This window comes from Streptomyces sp. NBC_00859 (genome assembly GCF_045161865.1).
Taxonomy (GTDB): Bacteria; Actinomycetota; Actinomycetes; order Streptomycetales; family Streptomycetaceae; genus Streptomyces.
Genome location: NZ_CP108826.1, coordinates 7,271,773 through 7,286,990, shown reverse-complemented (window position 1 = coordinate 7,286,990; position 15,218 = coordinate 7,271,773). Strand labels below are relative to the sequence as shown.

14 protein-coding genes are annotated in these 15,218 nt (G+C 70.9%); 6 read left to right on the top strand and 8 right to left on the bottom strand.

Going from position 1 to position 15,218, the window contains the following annotated elements; all coding sequences use genetic code 11:
- Positions 1 to 100 precede the first annotated feature (100 nt).
- A complete protein-coding gene (locus tag OG584_RS32120; RefSeq protein ID WP_405783092.1) occupies positions 101 to 868 on the top strand; it encodes a hypothetical protein in 768 nt (255 codons plus the stop codon).
- A gap of 89 nt (positions 869 to 957) precedes the next feature.
- Here OG584_RS32120 and OG584_RS32115 read toward each other — a convergent pair whose 3' ends face one another.
- Both OG584_RS32115 and OG584_RS32110 read right to left on the bottom strand, forming a co-directional pair.
- Positions 958 to 2,811 carry a phospholipase C gene (locus OG584_RS32115; RefSeq protein ID WP_405783090.1) on the bottom strand — a complete coding sequence of 618 codons (1,854 nt, stop codon included), beginning with the start codon at positions 2,809 to 2,811 and terminating at the stop codon, positions 958 to 960.
- Between the two features lie 214 nt (positions 2,812 to 3,025).
- Positions 3,026 to 4,243: an EfeM/EfeO family lipoprotein gene (locus OG584_RS32110; RefSeq protein ID WP_405783089.1), complete on the bottom strand. Its 1,218-nt coding sequence runs from the start codon at positions 4,241 to 4,243 to the stop codon at positions 3,026 to 3,028.
- Positions 4,244 to 4,388: 145 nt separating this feature from the next.
- Between OG584_RS32110 and OG584_RS32105 the strand changes: the two genes are divergently transcribed.
- Positions 4,389 to 5,042, top strand: coding sequence for a hypothetical protein (locus tag OG584_RS32105; RefSeq protein WP_405783088.1), 654 nt, complete (start codon positions 4,389 to 4,391; stop codon positions 5,040 to 5,042).
- 517 nt (positions 5,043 to 5,559) lie between these two features.
- The gene (locus tag OG584_RS32100; protein WP_405784395.1) at positions 5,560 to 6,465 is read left to right on the top strand and encodes a PaaX family transcriptional regulator C-terminal domain-containing protein; all 906 of its coding nucleotides are present in this window, start codon (positions 5,560 to 5,562) and stop codon (positions 6,463 to 6,465) included.
- Here the strand turns inward: OG584_RS32100 and OG584_RS32095 are convergent.
- From OG584_RS32095 to OG584_RS32075, 5 genes are all read right to left on the bottom strand, one after another.
- Positions 6,434 to 7,237: a 3-hydroxybutyrate dehydrogenase gene (locus OG584_RS32095; protein WP_405783087.1), complete on the bottom strand. Its 804-nt coding sequence runs from the start codon at positions 7,235 to 7,237 to the stop codon at positions 6,434 to 6,436. The two genes, OG584_RS32100 and OG584_RS32095, sit on opposite strands and share 32 nt — an antisense overlap.
- A gap of 11 nt (positions 7,238 to 7,248) precedes the next feature.
- Positions 7,249 to 7,743, bottom strand: coding sequence for an NUDIX hydrolase (locus tag OG584_RS32090; protein WP_405783085.1), 495 nt, complete (start codon positions 7,741 to 7,743; stop codon positions 7,249 to 7,251).
- 32 nt (positions 7,744 to 7,775) lie between these two features.
- On the bottom strand, positions 7,776 to 9,377 hold the full coding sequence (lnt, locus tag OG584_RS32085; protein ID WP_405783084.1) for an apolipoprotein N-acyltransferase: 1,602 nt from the start codon (positions 9,375 to 9,377) through the stop codon (positions 7,776 to 7,778).
- Between the two features lie 136 nt (positions 9,378 to 9,513).
- A complete protein-coding gene (locus OG584_RS32080) occupies positions 9,514 to 10,035 on the bottom strand; it encodes a hypothetical protein (RefSeq protein WP_405783082.1) in 522 nt (173 codons plus the stop codon).
- Between the two features lie 59 nt (positions 10,036 to 10,094).
- Positions 10,095 to 10,880 carry a glutamate racemase gene (locus tag OG584_RS32075; protein ID WP_405783080.1) on the bottom strand — a complete coding sequence of 262 codons (786 nt, stop codon included), beginning with the start codon at positions 10,878 to 10,880 and terminating at the stop codon, positions 10,095 to 10,097.
- Positions 10,881 to 10,938: 58 nt separating this feature from the next.
- Between OG584_RS32075 and OG584_RS32070 the strand changes: the two genes are divergently transcribed.
- Positions 10,939 to 12,171: a glycosyltransferase gene (locus tag OG584_RS32070; protein ID WP_405783079.1), complete on the top strand. Its 1,233-nt coding sequence runs from the start codon at positions 10,939 to 10,941 to the stop codon at positions 12,169 to 12,171.
- A gap of 48 nt (positions 12,172 to 12,219) precedes the next feature.
- Here OG584_RS32070 and OG584_RS32065 read toward each other — a convergent pair whose 3' ends face one another.
- Positions 12,220 to 13,551 carry a TerD family protein gene (locus OG584_RS32065; protein ID WP_405783077.1) on the bottom strand — a complete coding sequence of 444 codons (1,332 nt, stop codon included), beginning with the start codon at positions 13,549 to 13,551 and terminating at the stop codon, positions 12,220 to 12,222.
- A gap of 283 nt (positions 13,552 to 13,834) precedes the next feature.
- Between OG584_RS32065 and OG584_RS32060 the strand changes: the two genes are divergently transcribed.
- The gene (locus OG584_RS32060; protein WP_405783076.1) at positions 13,835 to 14,278 is read left to right on the top strand and encodes a DUF6643 family protein; all 444 of its coding nucleotides are present in this window, start codon (positions 13,835 to 13,837) and stop codon (positions 14,276 to 14,278) included.
- Positions 14,279 to 14,329: 51 nt separating this feature from the next.
- The gene (locus OG584_RS32055; protein WP_405783075.1) at positions 14,330 to 15,163 is read left to right on the top strand and encodes an MOSC domain-containing protein; all 834 of its coding nucleotides are present in this window, start codon (positions 14,330 to 14,332) and stop codon (positions 15,161 to 15,163) included.
- Positions 15,164 to 15,218 lie beyond the last annotated feature (55 nt).

The following is a 15,218-nucleotide window of genomic DNA, read 5'->3' as shown; positions in this document are numbered from 1 at the left end:
ACCACCCCCTCTGCGCCCGCCGTGCGACACACGCATGGCGGGCGTAGCCTCGTCGTGTACGTCTCACCGCCCTTGACCAGGCACATCTCAGGAGGCGACGTTGACAGGACACCGCACGGCCAAGCCACTGGCAGCGTGTTCAGCGGCAGTCATTCTGACGATCGCGGCGGGCAGTTCCGCCGTGGCCGACGGCGGAACAGCCTCGCTGCCGGCCCAGGAGATCGCCAACAAGGCACATGACGCCCTCTTCGGGACGTCGTCGCTGCACATCAGCGTCCATGGGCGATTCGGCTCGAGAGGCACCCCCACTTCGATGGACCTCTCCCTCGACCGGCAGGCCAACTGCCGCGGCTCGGTGAGCCTGGGCGGGCAGGGATCCGTCGAGATCATCAAGCGCGGCGGCAAGGTCTGGATCAAGCCGGACGCCGCCTTCTGGAAGAACCAGGTGCCGGGAGGCAGCGCCGCGCAGTCGGTCCTGCACGGCCGGTATCTGACGGGGTCGTCGCAGGATCCTCCGCTGCAGGGCCTGGCGAGCGTCTGCGATCTGGACTCGTTCCTCAAGACGAGCACCGAGTCGGGTACCTCCGGGGGCGCCCCGCTGACCAAGGGCAAGGTGACGAAGCTCCACGGAATCGACGTCGTCCCGGTCAGCGGGGTGCGCGGCGGACGGATGGAGACGCTGTACGTGGCGGCGCACGGCAAGCCCTACCCGGTCCAGGTCACGGTGAAGGCCAGGGACAAGACCACACTGGCGACCGTGGGTTTCTCCGGCTTCGACAAGCCGGTCCCCTCTGCCACGCCGTCCCCCGGCCAGGCGGTGGACATCTCGAAGCTGCGGACCCAGGTCGGCCCGGCCGGCTCCACCTGAGTGCACGGGGCGCGGGACAGGCCGGCTGTGCGGCACGACGACGGGGACCGGACCACTGCGGTCCGGTCCCCGTCGTCATACCGTACGGCTCAGGACGCGCTCCGGTGGGAGCGGCGGCGAACCGTCAGAGCGGCCCCTGCGCCACCGATCACCACGGCCGCCAGCACTCCGGCGGTCAGCAGGCCGGGCTGGGGGGTTCCACTGCCGGAGAGGTCCTGGAGGGCGACGTTCTGCCGCTGCGGGTCCGTGATCCGGGCCGCGACCGGCGCCACGGGCCTGATCGGTCCGGCCGACTTGACGGACCCGTCCTTGTTCAGCAGGACCTGCTTGCCGTTCGGGTGGCGGAAGTCCAGCATCCCTGCCAGCGACCCGGCCCGGGTGTCGAAGGAATGGTCCCCGATGCGCCCGGTGTGCCAGTTCTCCTCGACGAACTTGATGATGGATGTCTGCTCGGTCTGCGTGTGGTCGATCTTGTTGACCTTGCCGTACGGGGAGATGACCATCAGCGGCTGACGTGCTCCAGGTCCGCACCGGTCGGCATAGCCGCCCGCCGCCTTCGGGCCCTTCCGGCAGGCCGGTGAGTCCACCGTGTTGCCGTTCGTCTGCTTGCTCGTGTCCCGCGACCCGTTGCTCGGCCTGGCGTAGACGTGGTCGTACCAGCCGTCCGAGTCGTCGTAGGCGAGGACGACCGCGGTGTCCTTCCACTGCGGGGCCTGCTGAATCTTGTTGATCTGGCCGATGAGGAAGTTCTGCTCGTCGGTCGGATCCGAGTATCCGGCGTGCCCGTCCTGGTACGACGGGGCCTTCAGGAAACTCACCGAGGGCAGGTTGCCCGACTTGAGGACGGCGTCGAAGTCCGTCAGGTCGTAGTTGTGATTGGCCTGGCCGGCGTGGCCGATCTCGGCGACCGACTTCGGTGCCACGTGGTGCGGGTTCGCCGTCGACCTGTAGTACTGGAAGGGGTCGTGGTGCGGGCTGTAGTCCACGACCTGCTCGCCGCCGACGTTGGCGTGCGTGGTGCCACCGCACTTGGCGAGCCGGTCCGAGGTGCCGTCCCACGGGGTGCTCGGCCGGAAGCCGCCCTGGAACCAGCCCCAGCTGATGTTCTTCTCGTTGAGGCGGTCGCCGATGTTCTTGCCGCCCAGTTCGGCGAGGGAGGACTTGCTGGTGTGGTCGTTGCCCGAGCAGTCGTCGTACGCCGGGTCCGGGTCAGTGATCATGGTACCGACGCCGTGCGCGTCCGGTGAGGCGACCGCCGCGGGGTCGGGCTTGTCGGTCCGCTTCGGATTCTCGGTGGACGACGCGGGGTCGGTGGAGACCACCCCGTGCGTCTGTCCCGATACCAGCTCGATGGCGCCGGGCGTGGAAGGACCGTAAGCCGATCCGAACGAGTTGTCGTTGAGGGCGTAGTGCTGCGCGTAGTTCCACATCGCGGTGACGGTGTTGCCGTCGTAGTAGTCCATGGCCAGACCGGGTCCGCCGAAGAGGTTGCCCGAACACTTGCCGGAGTCGGTGTTCTCCACGAACTTGTCGGCCCCACCGCCGTTGTACGCGTACTGCTCAGGACCGTAGGAGTGGTTCTGGTCGCAGGTCACGGCCTGATCGGGGGTGAGACGCTCGGGCAGGTACTGGTTGGGGTTCTTGTCGAGCAGACCTGCCGTGCGGAGATTGTCGATGTCGCGGGGGGTGCGCGGTGACGGGGTGAATTTCGTGCCGTCGGTATTCGCGGCGTGCGGGTAGGTCGCGAAGTAGTGGTCGAAGGAGATGTTCTCGTCGAAGAGCACCACCAGATGTTTGATGGGGGTCGCCGTCGCACTCCCGTGGTGCGCTGCGGCCGGGGGCGCCGCCCAGACGGGCGTGGCGCCGCCGAGCACGGTCAGCGCGGCGGCGCCGGCCAGCGCCCCCCAGCGGCGCGCACCTTGTCCTCTGCCCTTGCTGCCCATACGGTTCCGCCTTCCACTTCCGACCCTGCGCATCTGACATGCACCTCTCAACATGGTGACACGATGCATCACAATGACACGGGAGTGAACATGTGGCATCCGGTGGGAAAACAAAATGTTCACCTTCCGCGCAGAGCCGACGGCCCGTCAGCCTGCCCCGGTGCCCCGGCCGGTCCGGCTCGGCCGGTCCGGCTCGGCCGGTCCGGACCGCAGGTCACAACGACCGCCGTACGTCGCAGAGCGCCGCGATGTCCGCGAGCCGCTCCACGAGACCACCGACCGCGGCGTCGACCTTCTCGCGCTGTGCACGGCCGAGCCGGGCGGGCGGAGTCCAGTGCCCGCCGTGTTCCTGACGGTCCAGGAGATGTCCGGTCCGGTCGATCTCCCCGTCCAGTTCCTTCATCCGGGGATACCTGCCGGTGAGCACGGGGCGCAGCCGTGAGAGGACAACCCGCGTGCCGTCGAGATTTGCGCGGGCCGTCGCGAGACTGGTGCCGCTGCCGTAGTCGGTGCGTCCCGTCAGCTCGAACTGCAGGGTGTTCTCCAGGATTTCGTGCGCCCGCAGCCCGAGGTCGAGGGGGTCCATCCGAGCCTGCCGCCACTGTGTGCGCAGGGCCACCACATCCTTGACCAGCCGGTCCGCGAACGGGCGCAGGGTGTTGACCGGCTCCCCGTGCCAGAGCCCGTACTCGATACGGTGGAAACCGGTGAACCCGTGGTCCTTGACGCCACCGGCCAGACCGGCGGTCGTTCCGTTGACCGCCGTGTCGGCGTCGCCGAAGGCGCCGTAGGCGGCGCCCAGCCTTTCGTAGTCGAGGTGTGCCGTGAGCCAGCGCCCCCTGGCCTGTGCGGAGTCGCCCGAGCGGATCGCGGTGTTGAGCTTCCGCGTGGCGCTGACCAGTGAGCCCATCCTGCCGGTGACCCACTTCTGGTAGCTCAGTGTCGGCGGGATCAGGTCGTGCTGGCTGACGGGGGCAGCCGCCGGGCCACCGCCCACTCTGCCGCCCGGCACCCGGACGGTGGGCCCGGTGACGGACGCGGCATCGTCGGGAAAGCAGCCGAAGGCATAGGAGCCTCCCGCAATGGTCACCCGGAGCGCCCGGGTCGTGCCGGGCCCGAGGCCTTCCAGCTCGCCGTACACAGCCCCACTCGCCGTGTCCTTCAGATACACCTCGACCGGGGTGCTGGACGTGTTGTGGACGTCGAACACCTGAGTGCCGGGGCGCGGGTGCCGCCAGCCCGTCCCGCAACTGCCCGCCGAAGCGTCGACACGGGTGTGCGGCAGACCGTCGGACGGTCCCGCGGGGTGGCTGTGGCCACTCAGCAGTCCCGCCGCTCCGGCGCCCCCGAGCGCCAGCGCGGCGGCCAGTGCCGCGGCGCCGCCCGCGACGAGCGTACGGCGCGAAGGGCGCAGCGCCTTCCTGTCCGGCACACCGGCCTCCTGTCGAGCAGTACGCGGAAGAACGACATCGTAGACCCGCGATGGATCAACGGAGCAGGGCCCGGACCGGATTCGCCGCCGCCGGGACCCCGATTCGCGGTGGGCATACGGCCCGGACACCCGCTACGGTCCTGCCATGCTCAGATCAGCCGAGAACACACCGGGTCCCGTCAGCGCGGAGGACCTGGACCGAGCTGTACAGCTCGCCGTCCACACGCTCCGCGACGCGCCCGCGCATGCCTGGGACGGCAGGGCGGGTTCGCTCGAGTGGGACTGCTGGGAGACCGTCGAGCATCTCAGCGACGACCTCTTCGCGTACGCCGCCCAACTGGGCCCGAGGGTGCCCCCGCTGGACACCGATGTGCCCTTCGTCTGGGAGCGCCGGAGGCCCGGCGGACCGGCCAATGCCATTCACGCGGACCGCGCGGCGGGCCCCTCGGGGCTGCTGCAGGTCCTTGAGGCGAGCGGCGCACTGCTGGTCGCCATGGTGCGTACGACGCCACCGGAGACCCGGGCCCACCACACCTTCGGAGTCTCCGACCCCGAGGGCTTCGCGGCGATGGGCATCGTGGAGACGCTGGTGCACACCCACGATCTGGCCGAGGGTCTCGGGCTCGTCCACTGCCCACCCGCCGGACTGTGCGCGCGGGTGCTCGCGCGGCTCTTCCCTGATGCTCCGCCGGCAGCAGAGCCCTGGCCGACACTCCTCTGGGCCACCGGCCGCGGTGAACTGCCGGGGCGGGCACGCCTCACCACCTGGCGCTGGTACGGGGAGCCCCGGCCGTCCTGAGCGAAATCGAAGCGGCCGTCGAGAAGAACGCCACGGCCTGGTCGGAGCCGGATGCGGGCACGCGTCGCAAGGTCATCGCCGAGCTGTGGGCCCAGGACGCTCCACACGAACCAGCCCGTGGAATACCGCGGACGCAGGGGCGTTGAGGACGCGGCCACGCAGGCCTGCGGCCTCTTCGCCGCCAGAGGCGGCGCGTTCGAGGTCACCCGGACCGGCACCGACATGGACGCCGTGCGCTACGCCCGGGATCGGTGGCTCCCGGGAGCCACCGATCCGCCGGAGAGACGAGTCCGCGGGCGACGCCGCGTGTCACGTCGGCGCCGCGCGACGGCGCCTGCCGCCTGCACCCGGCGGCGGGAACACCACCGCGCGCTGCGCCTCGCCCTCCCCGGCCCGGTGTCGCGCGGCATCCGATGGGGCCCTGGAGCGGACAGAGAAGGCGTCACGACCTCGGGGAACCCGGCCCGCGCGCGGAACGGCCTGCGTGCGGGGCCGTTGATAGCCTCCCGGAGTGACGATCGCAGCAGAGGCGGACGAACCCGCGAGGCGGGAGCCCGCACCAGGTTCCGCGCAACCACGCCAGTTCATCGTGACGGTGTACGGCCTGTACTCCAGGACTGAGGGCGGCTGGCTCTCGGTGGCCACCCTGATCGGGCTGCTCGCGGACCTGGGCATTGAGGCCCCCGCCGTGCGGTCGTCCATCTCCCGGCTCAAACGGCGCGGTCTCCTGCGGGCCGAACGGCGGAGCGGAGCGGCGGGGTACGCACTGTCCGACGAGGGCCTTTCCGTACTGCGGGAGGGCGATCGCAGGATCTTCCGCCGGGATCGCGCGACACCGGGCGACGGGTGGCTGCTGGCGGTGTTCTCGGTACCGGAGTCCGAGCGCAGCAAGCGCCATCTGATGCGCTCGCGGCTGACCCGGCTCGGGTTCGGCACGGCGTCCGCGGGGGTCTACATCGCGCCGGCACACCTGTACGACGCGACGGCCGAGATGCTGCGCCGGCTGGAACTGGACGGTTACGCGGACCTCTTCCGCGCCGACCACCTGGCCTTCGGCCCACTGGAGGAGAAGGTGCGACAGTGGTGGGACCTGGACCAACTGGAGCTTCTGTACGGCGAGTTCGTGCGGAAGCACGCCGGGGTGCTGGGCCGTCTGCCGGATCACGCGGCAGGAGGCGCCGAGCGCGGCGCATTTGCCGACTACGTCCGCGTACTGACCGACTGGCGGCAGCTCCCCTATCTCGACCCAGGGCTCCCCGCGGAGCTGCTTCCCGAGGACTGGGTGGGCATCCGTGCCGCCGAACTGTTCTTCACGCTGCAGTCGCGGCTGGAGGACAGCGCCCGCGCCTATGTCGCCAGCGGTCTGTCCCGGGCCCCGGACCCCTCCGGAGCTAGCGTGCCGTCCACCCGCCGTCGAGCGTGAGCGAGGTACCGGTGATGAACGCGGCCTGCGGGGCGCACAGGTAGGCGACCGCTTCGGCGACCTCGTCCGGCTCGACGAGCCGCTTGAGCGCCGACTCCTTCAGCAGTACCTCGCTGAGGACCCGCTCGCGCGGGATCTCATGGGCGGCAGCCTGATCGGCGATCTGCTGCTCGACGAGCGGGGTGCGCACATAGCCGGGGTTGACGCAGTTCGACGTCACACCGTGCGGGGCGCCTTCGAGCGCCGCGGTCTTGGAGAGGCCTTCCAGCCCGTGCTTGGCCGCGACGTACGCGGACTTGTAGGCGGATGCGCGCAGCCCGTGCACGGACGAGATGTTGACGATCCGGCCCCAGCCCTGTCCGTACATGTGCGGCAGAGCGCCCCTGATCAGCCGGAAAGGCGCTTCCAGCATCACGGTGAGGATGGTGTGGAACGCCTCGGGCGGGAAGTCCTCCAGGGGGCGGACCAGCTGCAGGCCCGCGTTGTTGACGAGGATGTCCGCACCCGCCGCGGACCGCTCCGCCGCGTCGAGGTCGGTCAGGTCGAGGCCGTACGGTTCGACGGTGCCCGGCAGCCCCGCCGCCCGGCCGAGGAGTACGTCGAGCCCCGCCGTGTCCCGGTCGACGGCCCGTACCGTCGCGCCGGCGGCGGCGAGCCGCAGTGTGCAGGCGGCGCCGATACCGCCGGCCGCACCGGTGACGAGCGCGGTACGGCCCGCGAGTTCGAGCCCCAGAGGGGCAGGTGCGGACACGGAGGCGGTGTGAGCGGTCATAGAGGTAGAGCCTAGGCGTCGGCGCCGGGCAGGGGACCGGCCGGTTCGAACCATGTGGGTTCGTCGGTGAGTGCGTGCTTGATCCGGGTCAGCGCGAATTCAGCGAGCTCCGGGAGGGCGTCGACAGCGAACCAGCCGACGTCCAGGGACTCCTCGTCATTGACCCGGGCCGCTCCCCCGGTCGCCCGGCAGAGCAGGCTGGTGTCCATGAACTGGCAGTGGTCCCCGTTCGGGTACTGGATCTTCTTGAGTGCCTGGACGAGGACCACCCGCTCCACGACGCACCTGACGGCCGTCTCCTCGTAGACCTCACGGACGGCCGTGTCGGCGGGCTGCTCGCCCGGCTCCGGGATACCACCGATGATCGACCACTTGCCGGTGTCGGCGCGCCGGTTGAGCAGCACCCTCCCCTGGTCGTCGAAGACGATGGCACTCACGCCGGGCAGCAGAAGCAGCTGGTGGCCGGCGGTGGCCCGGATGTCTCGGATGAAGTCAGGAGTAGCCATGCCCCGACCCTAACCGGCGCCGAGCCGCTCCTTCACTGCTTGCGCCGCTGCACCGTGCGGACGGCCGACCAGCCGAGACCGCCCGCTGCGAGCGCGACGAGCAGCCACTCGGGAAGTGTCCCCAGCCGGGTGGCCGGAGTCTGCGACGAGCGCTTCGGCACATCTGCCACCAGCGCGTCGGCGGTGAACATCTTCGTCTTCTGTGCGACCGAACCGTCCGGCCGGATCACCGCACTGACACCTGTGGTGACAGGGACCATCACGGCCCTGCTGTGCTCGACGGCCCGCACCCGCGACATCGCGAGCTGCTGGTAGGTCATCTCGCTGCGGTCGAACGTGGCGTTGTTGCTCGGTACGGAGATGATCTGCGCCCCGGCCCGCACCTGGTCCCTTACGGTCCAGTCGAAGGCGGCCTCGTAGCACGTGACGGGGCCGACGTGGGTTCCCGCCATGTCGAAGTCGGCCGCTTTGTGCCCGGGTACGAAGTCCTTGCGGACGAGATCCACATCGGAGCTGAACAGACGGAAGAAGGACCGGTAGGGCATGTACTCGCCGAAAGGCTGGAGCCTGCGCTTGTTGTACGTGTCGACCGGGCCCTTCTTGGGGTCCCAGAGAATCTGCTGGTTCAGCGGCGAACCCGCACCGTTGTCCGGGGTGACGACGGCGCCGACCGAGATGGGCGCCTTGATCGCCTTGGCCGCCTCATCGATGGCGTCGTAGGCGTCGGCGTTGAGGTACGGGTCGATGTCCGAGGAGTTCTCCGGCCAGAGCACCAGGTCCGGCTGCTTGACCCGGCCCGCCTTCACATCGGCGGCCAGCTTCAGCGTCTCCTTCACGTGGTGGTCGAGCACCGCGCGGCGCTGGGTGGCGAAGTCCAGTCCCATCCTGGGGACGTTCCCCTGGATCAGCGCCACCGTGGCGGAGCCGTCCTGGGCGCTGTCGTCGACCAGTGGCAGTGCGGCGAACCCCGCCGCGACCGGTGCGACGGCCAGGACAAGCGCGGTGACGATCCGGCGGTCCGCGAAGCGGCGCAGTGTGACCCGGCGGCGCACCAGCTCCCCGAGGCCGAAGCCGCACAGGACGACGGCGAAGCCGAGCAGCGGGGTGCCCCCGACTGCGGCCAGCGGCAGGAACACGCCTTCCGGCTGTCCGAAGGCGACTTTCCCCCAGGGAAATCCGCCGAACGGTGCGCGGGCACGGACCGCTTCGAGGGCGATCCAGACCGTGGCGGCCCAGAGCGGCCCGAGCGGCAGCCGGGAGACATACGCGATTCCCGCCCCCGCGACGGCGATGAAGAGCGCTTCGACCGCCGCGAGGCCCAGCCAGGGGACGGACCCGACCTCGACGCCCGTCCAGACCAGGAGCGGCAGCAGATATCCGAGGCCCGCGAGGTAGCCGAGGCCCAGTCCGGTCCTGGCCCTGCGGCCGTGCAGGGCCAGTCCCAGTACGGCGAAGGCGACGGGTGCCAGCCACCACAGCGGCCGCGGCGGGAAGCTCGCGTACAGCAGCAGGCCGGACGCGGCAGCGGCGGCGGGCCGCACGAGACGGCGGGCCAGCCGCCGTCCGCGCGGTACTTCGACGGGCTGCGGGGCGAGCCGCTCGGGCTCGTCCGTGGGGGTGGTGGGGGCGCTCACCAGGCGGAGTCTACGGTGATGGCCTGTGCGTCCGGCAAGCGCGGCTCCGCACCCCACGGTGACCCCCACGGTCCGGAGCACGGCCCGCCGCACGTGCCGACGGGCCCCGCGGGCATCAGGTGCCCCCGGTGACGTGTCAGCCGGGCGAGAGCCGCAGCCGGTCGCGGATGATCCGTACGGCCGCCTCCGCGTCGTCGACCGTGACCGTGAAGCTGCGGCCGTCCCCCAGGGTGAGGACGAGGCCCTCCCCGCGGCGCACCACCACAGCGGTCCCCTTCTCGGGGCGCCACCGGTATCCCCAGCCACCCCACTGGCGCGGGGTCACCGCCGGGTCGAAGTCCGCACCCACCACGTGGTCGAGCAGAATGCGGCGGCGCGGCAGGCCGATGTAGCCGCAGCGTACTTCGAAGGAGTGGTCGTCGACCTTCACCGAGACATGCACGAACGCGAGGGTGCCGTAGAGCATCAGCAGGCCGACCAGTACACAGCCGATCACGGCCATCAGCAGCGGAGCGCGGTCCGCCGTCCAGGCGGAGGCCACAGCCAGCTCGATTCCCAGCCCCAGGCACGCCGCCCCGGCGACCGAGAGCAGCCACTGCACGCGGTTGGTCGCATGGCCGGTCCATACCCGGGAGGCGGGCTCGCTGTGGTCCCTCATGCGTAGCAGCCTACTCACCTTCCGCGAGGAGGGCGCCGGTGCGGCGGAGGCCGTGGCGGTCAGTGCGCGGGGCTGACGGCCTGGAGCAGACGGCCTTCGACGTAGGTCAGCGCGGCGACGGGAAGGGGCCCCCGGCGTCCGCTGAGGAGCACCGTCAGCCGGGGCCCGGCCGAGCCACCGGAAGCGGCCGCCGCCCTGACGCGGCGCAGGGCCTGCGCGGCCACGGCCCCGGCCGAGCCGTACAGCTCGGCCGCTGGGCTGCCGTGCCGCCGGACGGCGTCGGCGATCCGCTCGCCGACCAGTTCGTAATGGGTGCAGCCAAGGACCACGGCCCTTACGCCGGACGGGGTCAGCGCGGCTGCCGCGGCCACGGCCTCGTCGATCGCCGCTTCGTCGGCGTGCTCTACGGCGTCCGCCAGTCCGGGGCAGGGCACTTCGGTGACGTCGGCGCCTGCGGCGAATTCAGCGATCAGTCCACGCTGGTAGTCACTGCCGGTGGTCGCCGGTGTCGCCCAGATCGCGACGGCCCCCCCGTCGGCGGCGGCCGGTTTGATGGCGGGCACCGTACCGATGACGGGGATGTCCGGCTCGAGCGCGGCACGGATGGCCGGCAGTGCGTGCACGGACGCGGTGTTGCAGGCGACGATGAGTGCGTCGGGCCGCTGGGCGGCGGCCGCGCGGGCCACTGCCAGTGCGCGGGCGGTGACGTCCTGCGGCGTACGCGGGCCCCAGGGCATGCTGCCGGGGTCGCTGGAGAGCACCAGATCGGCGTCGGGCTGCTGTCGGCGCACCGCGGCGGCCGCCGCCAGCAGGCCGATTCCGGAGTCCATGAGCGCGATCTTCACCCGGTCACCCTAGTCGACCGCTCGTCCCGGCCCGCCGCGGTGGGGCAGACTTCGGCGGATGAGCGCCATTGCCTGGATCTCCGTCTGTTCGCTGGCCGTGTGGATGTGGCTCCTGCTGGGGCAGGGTTTCTTCTGGCGGACGGATCAGCGGCTGCCGCCGCGCGCCGCCCCCGGGAGCTGGCCGTCCGTGGCCGTGGTCGTGCCCGCAAGGGACGAGGCCGGGGTCCTGCCGCTGAGCCTCCCTTCGCTACTGGCTCAGGACTATCCGGGCGAAGCCGAGATCCTGCTGGTCGACGACGGGAGCTCCGACGGCACCGGGGAGCTGGCGGCGCAGCTGTCGGCACACCACGGCGGACTCCCCCTGACCGTCGTCTCGCCCGGCGAGCCGGAGCCCGGCTGGACGGGAAAGCTCTGGGCCGTGCGGTACGGGATCGCGAGGGCCCGTGCGCGGGGTCCCGAGTATCTGCTGCTGACGGACGCCGACATCGCCCATGCCCCGGACAGCCTGCGCCAGTTGGTTTCCGCCGCCGGTACGGCAGGGCTCGACCTGGTGTCCCAGATGGCGCGGCTGCGCGTCGCGAGCTTCTGGGAGCGGCAGGTGGTGCCCGCGTTCGTGTACTTCTTCGCGCAGCTGTACCCGTTCCGCTGGATCAACCGGCCCGGGGGCCGCACAGCGGCCGCGGCGGGCGGCTGTGTCCTGCTGCGCACCGAGGCGGCGGAGCGCGCCCGCATCCCGGAGTCGATCAGACAGGCTGTGATCGACGATGTTTCGCTGGCCCGCGCGGTGCAGCGCAGCGGCGGCCGGATCTGGCTGGGGCTCGCCGAGGGGGTGGACAGCGTGCGTCCCTATCCACAGCTCGGCGATCTTTGGCGGATGGTCTCGCGCAGCGCGTACGCACAGCTGAGGCACAGCCTTCTCCTGCTCACCGGCACGGTGCTCGGCCTGGCCCTGATCTATCTCGCGCCGCCGGTCACGCTCGTCGCGGGCCTGCTGTTCCGCGACACCCCCGCCGCCTGGGCGGGCGGGCTCGCCTGGCTGGTGATGGCGGGCACCTATGTGCCGATGCTGCGCTACTACCGGCAGTCGCCGCTGCTGGGCCTTGCTCTGCCGTTCACCGCTCTGCTGTATCTGCTGATGACGGTGGACTCCGCGGTGCAGCACTACCGCGGGCGCGGCGCGGCCTGGAAGGGGCGGACCTACTCCAGGCCGGTCGCGGAACCGGACGCCGGCGGCGCGCAGGACGCGATGCGAGGGCCGGACCTTCCTCCGGGCGCCGCGCAGGACCTCTGAGCGGCGCCGCCGTTCCCGCCGCGCCCGGCGCGGCGGGAACGGCGGCGCTCACTTCCTGCCGGGCGTCCAGTTCATGCCCCAGCCGTACGCCTGGTCGATGGTGCGCTGCGGACTGACGCCGCGGTCGGGCACCAGATAGCGGGCCTCGCGCTGGACGACGAGATCCCCGCCGTTGTTGCTGATCAGGGCGAGCGCGCAGACGGTGGACGGCACGGTGCATTCGTCGAGAGAGAAGTCGATGGCCGCGCCGTTCTGCGGCTGGAGCGTGACCGTCGCGTGCAGATCGGCGAAGCTCCGCGCACCCTCGTAGATGGTCACGAAGATGAGAATCCGGCGGATGCTGCTCTTCTGGTCGAGGTTGACGGTGAGGTTCTCTCCGGCCGAGACGGAACCGGTGCGGTCGTCGCCGTCGAGAAGGATGTACGGGGGCCGGCTCAGCGATCCGAACGCGTTGCCCAGGGCCTGCACGACTCCCTTCCGGCCGTCGGTCAGCTCGTAGAGCGCGCAGAGGTCGAGGTCGATACCGCCGTTCCCGGCGACTGCCTTGCCGAGCTTGGCGGCCCAGCCCTTCGGCTCCGGCCGGCGGGACTCCCAGTTGAGGTTGACCCGCATGGCCCCGGAGGTTCCGCCCTGCTTGGCGAGGGAGACCGCCGGAGCGTCCTTCGTCAGGGTGACTTTGGTCAGCCGTACGGGGGTGGCCGGTGCCGGGGTCCCCGCGGGCGGCTGCGGGGGCTCGGGAGCGCTGTACGGCGCGACAGGAGGAGCCGGCGGCGGAGGCGGGGCCTGGGGTGCAGGTGCGGGCTGTGGGGCCGGAGGAGCTTGAGGTGCGGGTGCGGCCTGTGGGGCGGGCCGCTGGGAGTCGTCCACGCTGATCCCGAAGTCGGTCGCCAGCCCTTCCAGCCCGCTGCCGTATCCCTGCCCGACCGCACGGAACTTCCAGCCGCCCTGCCGCCGGTAGAGCTCGCCGAGGAGGAAGGCCGTCTCCACCGTCGCGTCCTGGCTGTCGAACCGGGCGATCTCCGTGCCGTCCGCCGCGTCGAGCACACGGATGTACAGTCCGGGCACGCGTCCGAAGCTGCCCCCGTCGGCCGAGGCCGCGAGGACCACGCGCTCGATGGCGGGTTCCACCCGGGAGAGGTCGACCGAGAGCGTGTCGGTCGTGGTGCCCGGTGCGGTGGTCTTTCCCTCGTGGCTGACTGCGCCCGACGCGTGCCGCGGCTGGTTGTAAAAGACGAAGTCGGCGTCGGTACGCACCTTTCCCGATGCCAGCAACAGGGCCGAGGCATCGACGTCCGGCACCCCCGGACCCGGCTGCCATCCCAATTCGACCCGCACGGCCTGAGCCGACACCGGAACATTGGTTCCCTTAAGCATTGACATGCTCGCCCCCAACTGGCGTCGTGAAGCCGTAGATTTCCGTACGCCCAACCTAATCCCAGCCACCGCGCAGCGCTCCCGAGGAGCACGGGAAGATCGTCGCGCCGCCTGGCGGCGACCCGTCGGTAACCGGCCCGCGAGCAGGCCTGTACCTGATCCGGGCCCGGATTGACGACCGTTTTTTGCAAGTTCGCTCGCATTGGGGGTCCACAGTCACTCGGAACGCGCAAAACAACCCTCTTATCGGGCTCCCCAATCAGCACATCGTGGGCTTTACTTATGTGCCATGACGTCCCCCCGTGCGACCTACGGCGGCGGTTACTACTCCGCGCCGTCCTTCCCGGACACCCCTATCTACGATTCCCTTGTCGCAGAGCGGGGCACCCCTCAGATCGCTCCGATCCGAGTCCCTTCGGCTTACGACACCGGCAACAGCTACCTCCCGGCGCTGCCCTCTGCGCTCCCGGCGCTGCCGGCCGGTCCCTCGCAGCAGGCGCCGTCGTACGGCTATCCGCAGCCCATGGCACAGCCCGGCCCGATGCAGCACGCTCCCTCGCCCTACATCCCGCAGCAGGCCACAGCGCCCCGCGGCTACCCGGGGCCGCAGCAGCAGCCGCAGCGCCCCATGGGCGGAGCCGGGTACGAGGCGATGCGCCCTGCTGCGCAGAGGCCCGCACCCTCGCCGTACGAGGATCCGTACAACCGCCCGTACCAGGGCCGGGGATACTGACTCTCCCTCCCGCGTCCCCGCGCGTCCGGAGCGAATGGCAGGATGACTGCCGTGTCGCAGCCCGTTCGCGCAGTTCTGCACGAGATCCACATCCATCCGGTCAAGTCCCTCACGGGGTGTGCGCCGGGTTCGGCCGCGGTCGAACCCTGGGGGCTGGCCGGAGACCGCCGGTGGATGCTCGTGGACGAGAACGCGAAGGCCGTCACTCAACGCCAGCAGCCGCGGCTGGCACCGGCAGCCGCCGAGCCGCTGCCGGACGGCGGGATCAGACTGTCCGCGCCGGGGTGCGATCCACTGGCCGTCGCCGTGCCGGAGCCGGTGGGCACGGTCGGGGCGCAGCTCTTCGGGGACAAGGTCGATGTCGTACCCGCGGGCCCGGCGGCGGACCTCTGGCTCAGCAGGTATCTCGGCGCTGCCGTACGCCTGGTCCATCTAGACGAGCCGGCGGTCCGGAGACCGGTCGATCCGCGCTACGCGCGGCCGGGCGAGACCGTCAGCCTCGCCGACGGCTATCCGCTGCTGCTCACGACACTCTCCTCGCTCGACGCCCTCAACTCGCTCATCGCACGGGGTGACCTGCCGGCCGAAGGACCCCTCCCGATGGACCGGTTCCGGCCAAATCTCGTCGTGTCGGGCGTCCCGCCCTGGGCCGAGGACGGCTGGACCCGCATCGCGGTCGGTGACGTGGCCTTTCGGGTGGCCAAACCCTGCGGCCGCTGCGTTGTCACCACCATCGACCAGCGCACGTCCGGGCGGGGCAGAGAACCGCTGCGCACCCTCGCCCGGTACCGCCGCGTGGACAATGATCTGCTGTTCGGCCAGAATCTGATCCCCGAGGGGACCGGCGTCCTGCACGTCGGTGATCCGGTGCACATCCTCGAATGAGATCCCGCTTCTCAGGGAACTCACAGATACGGCAGGTTCGTTGTACGGAGCGAGA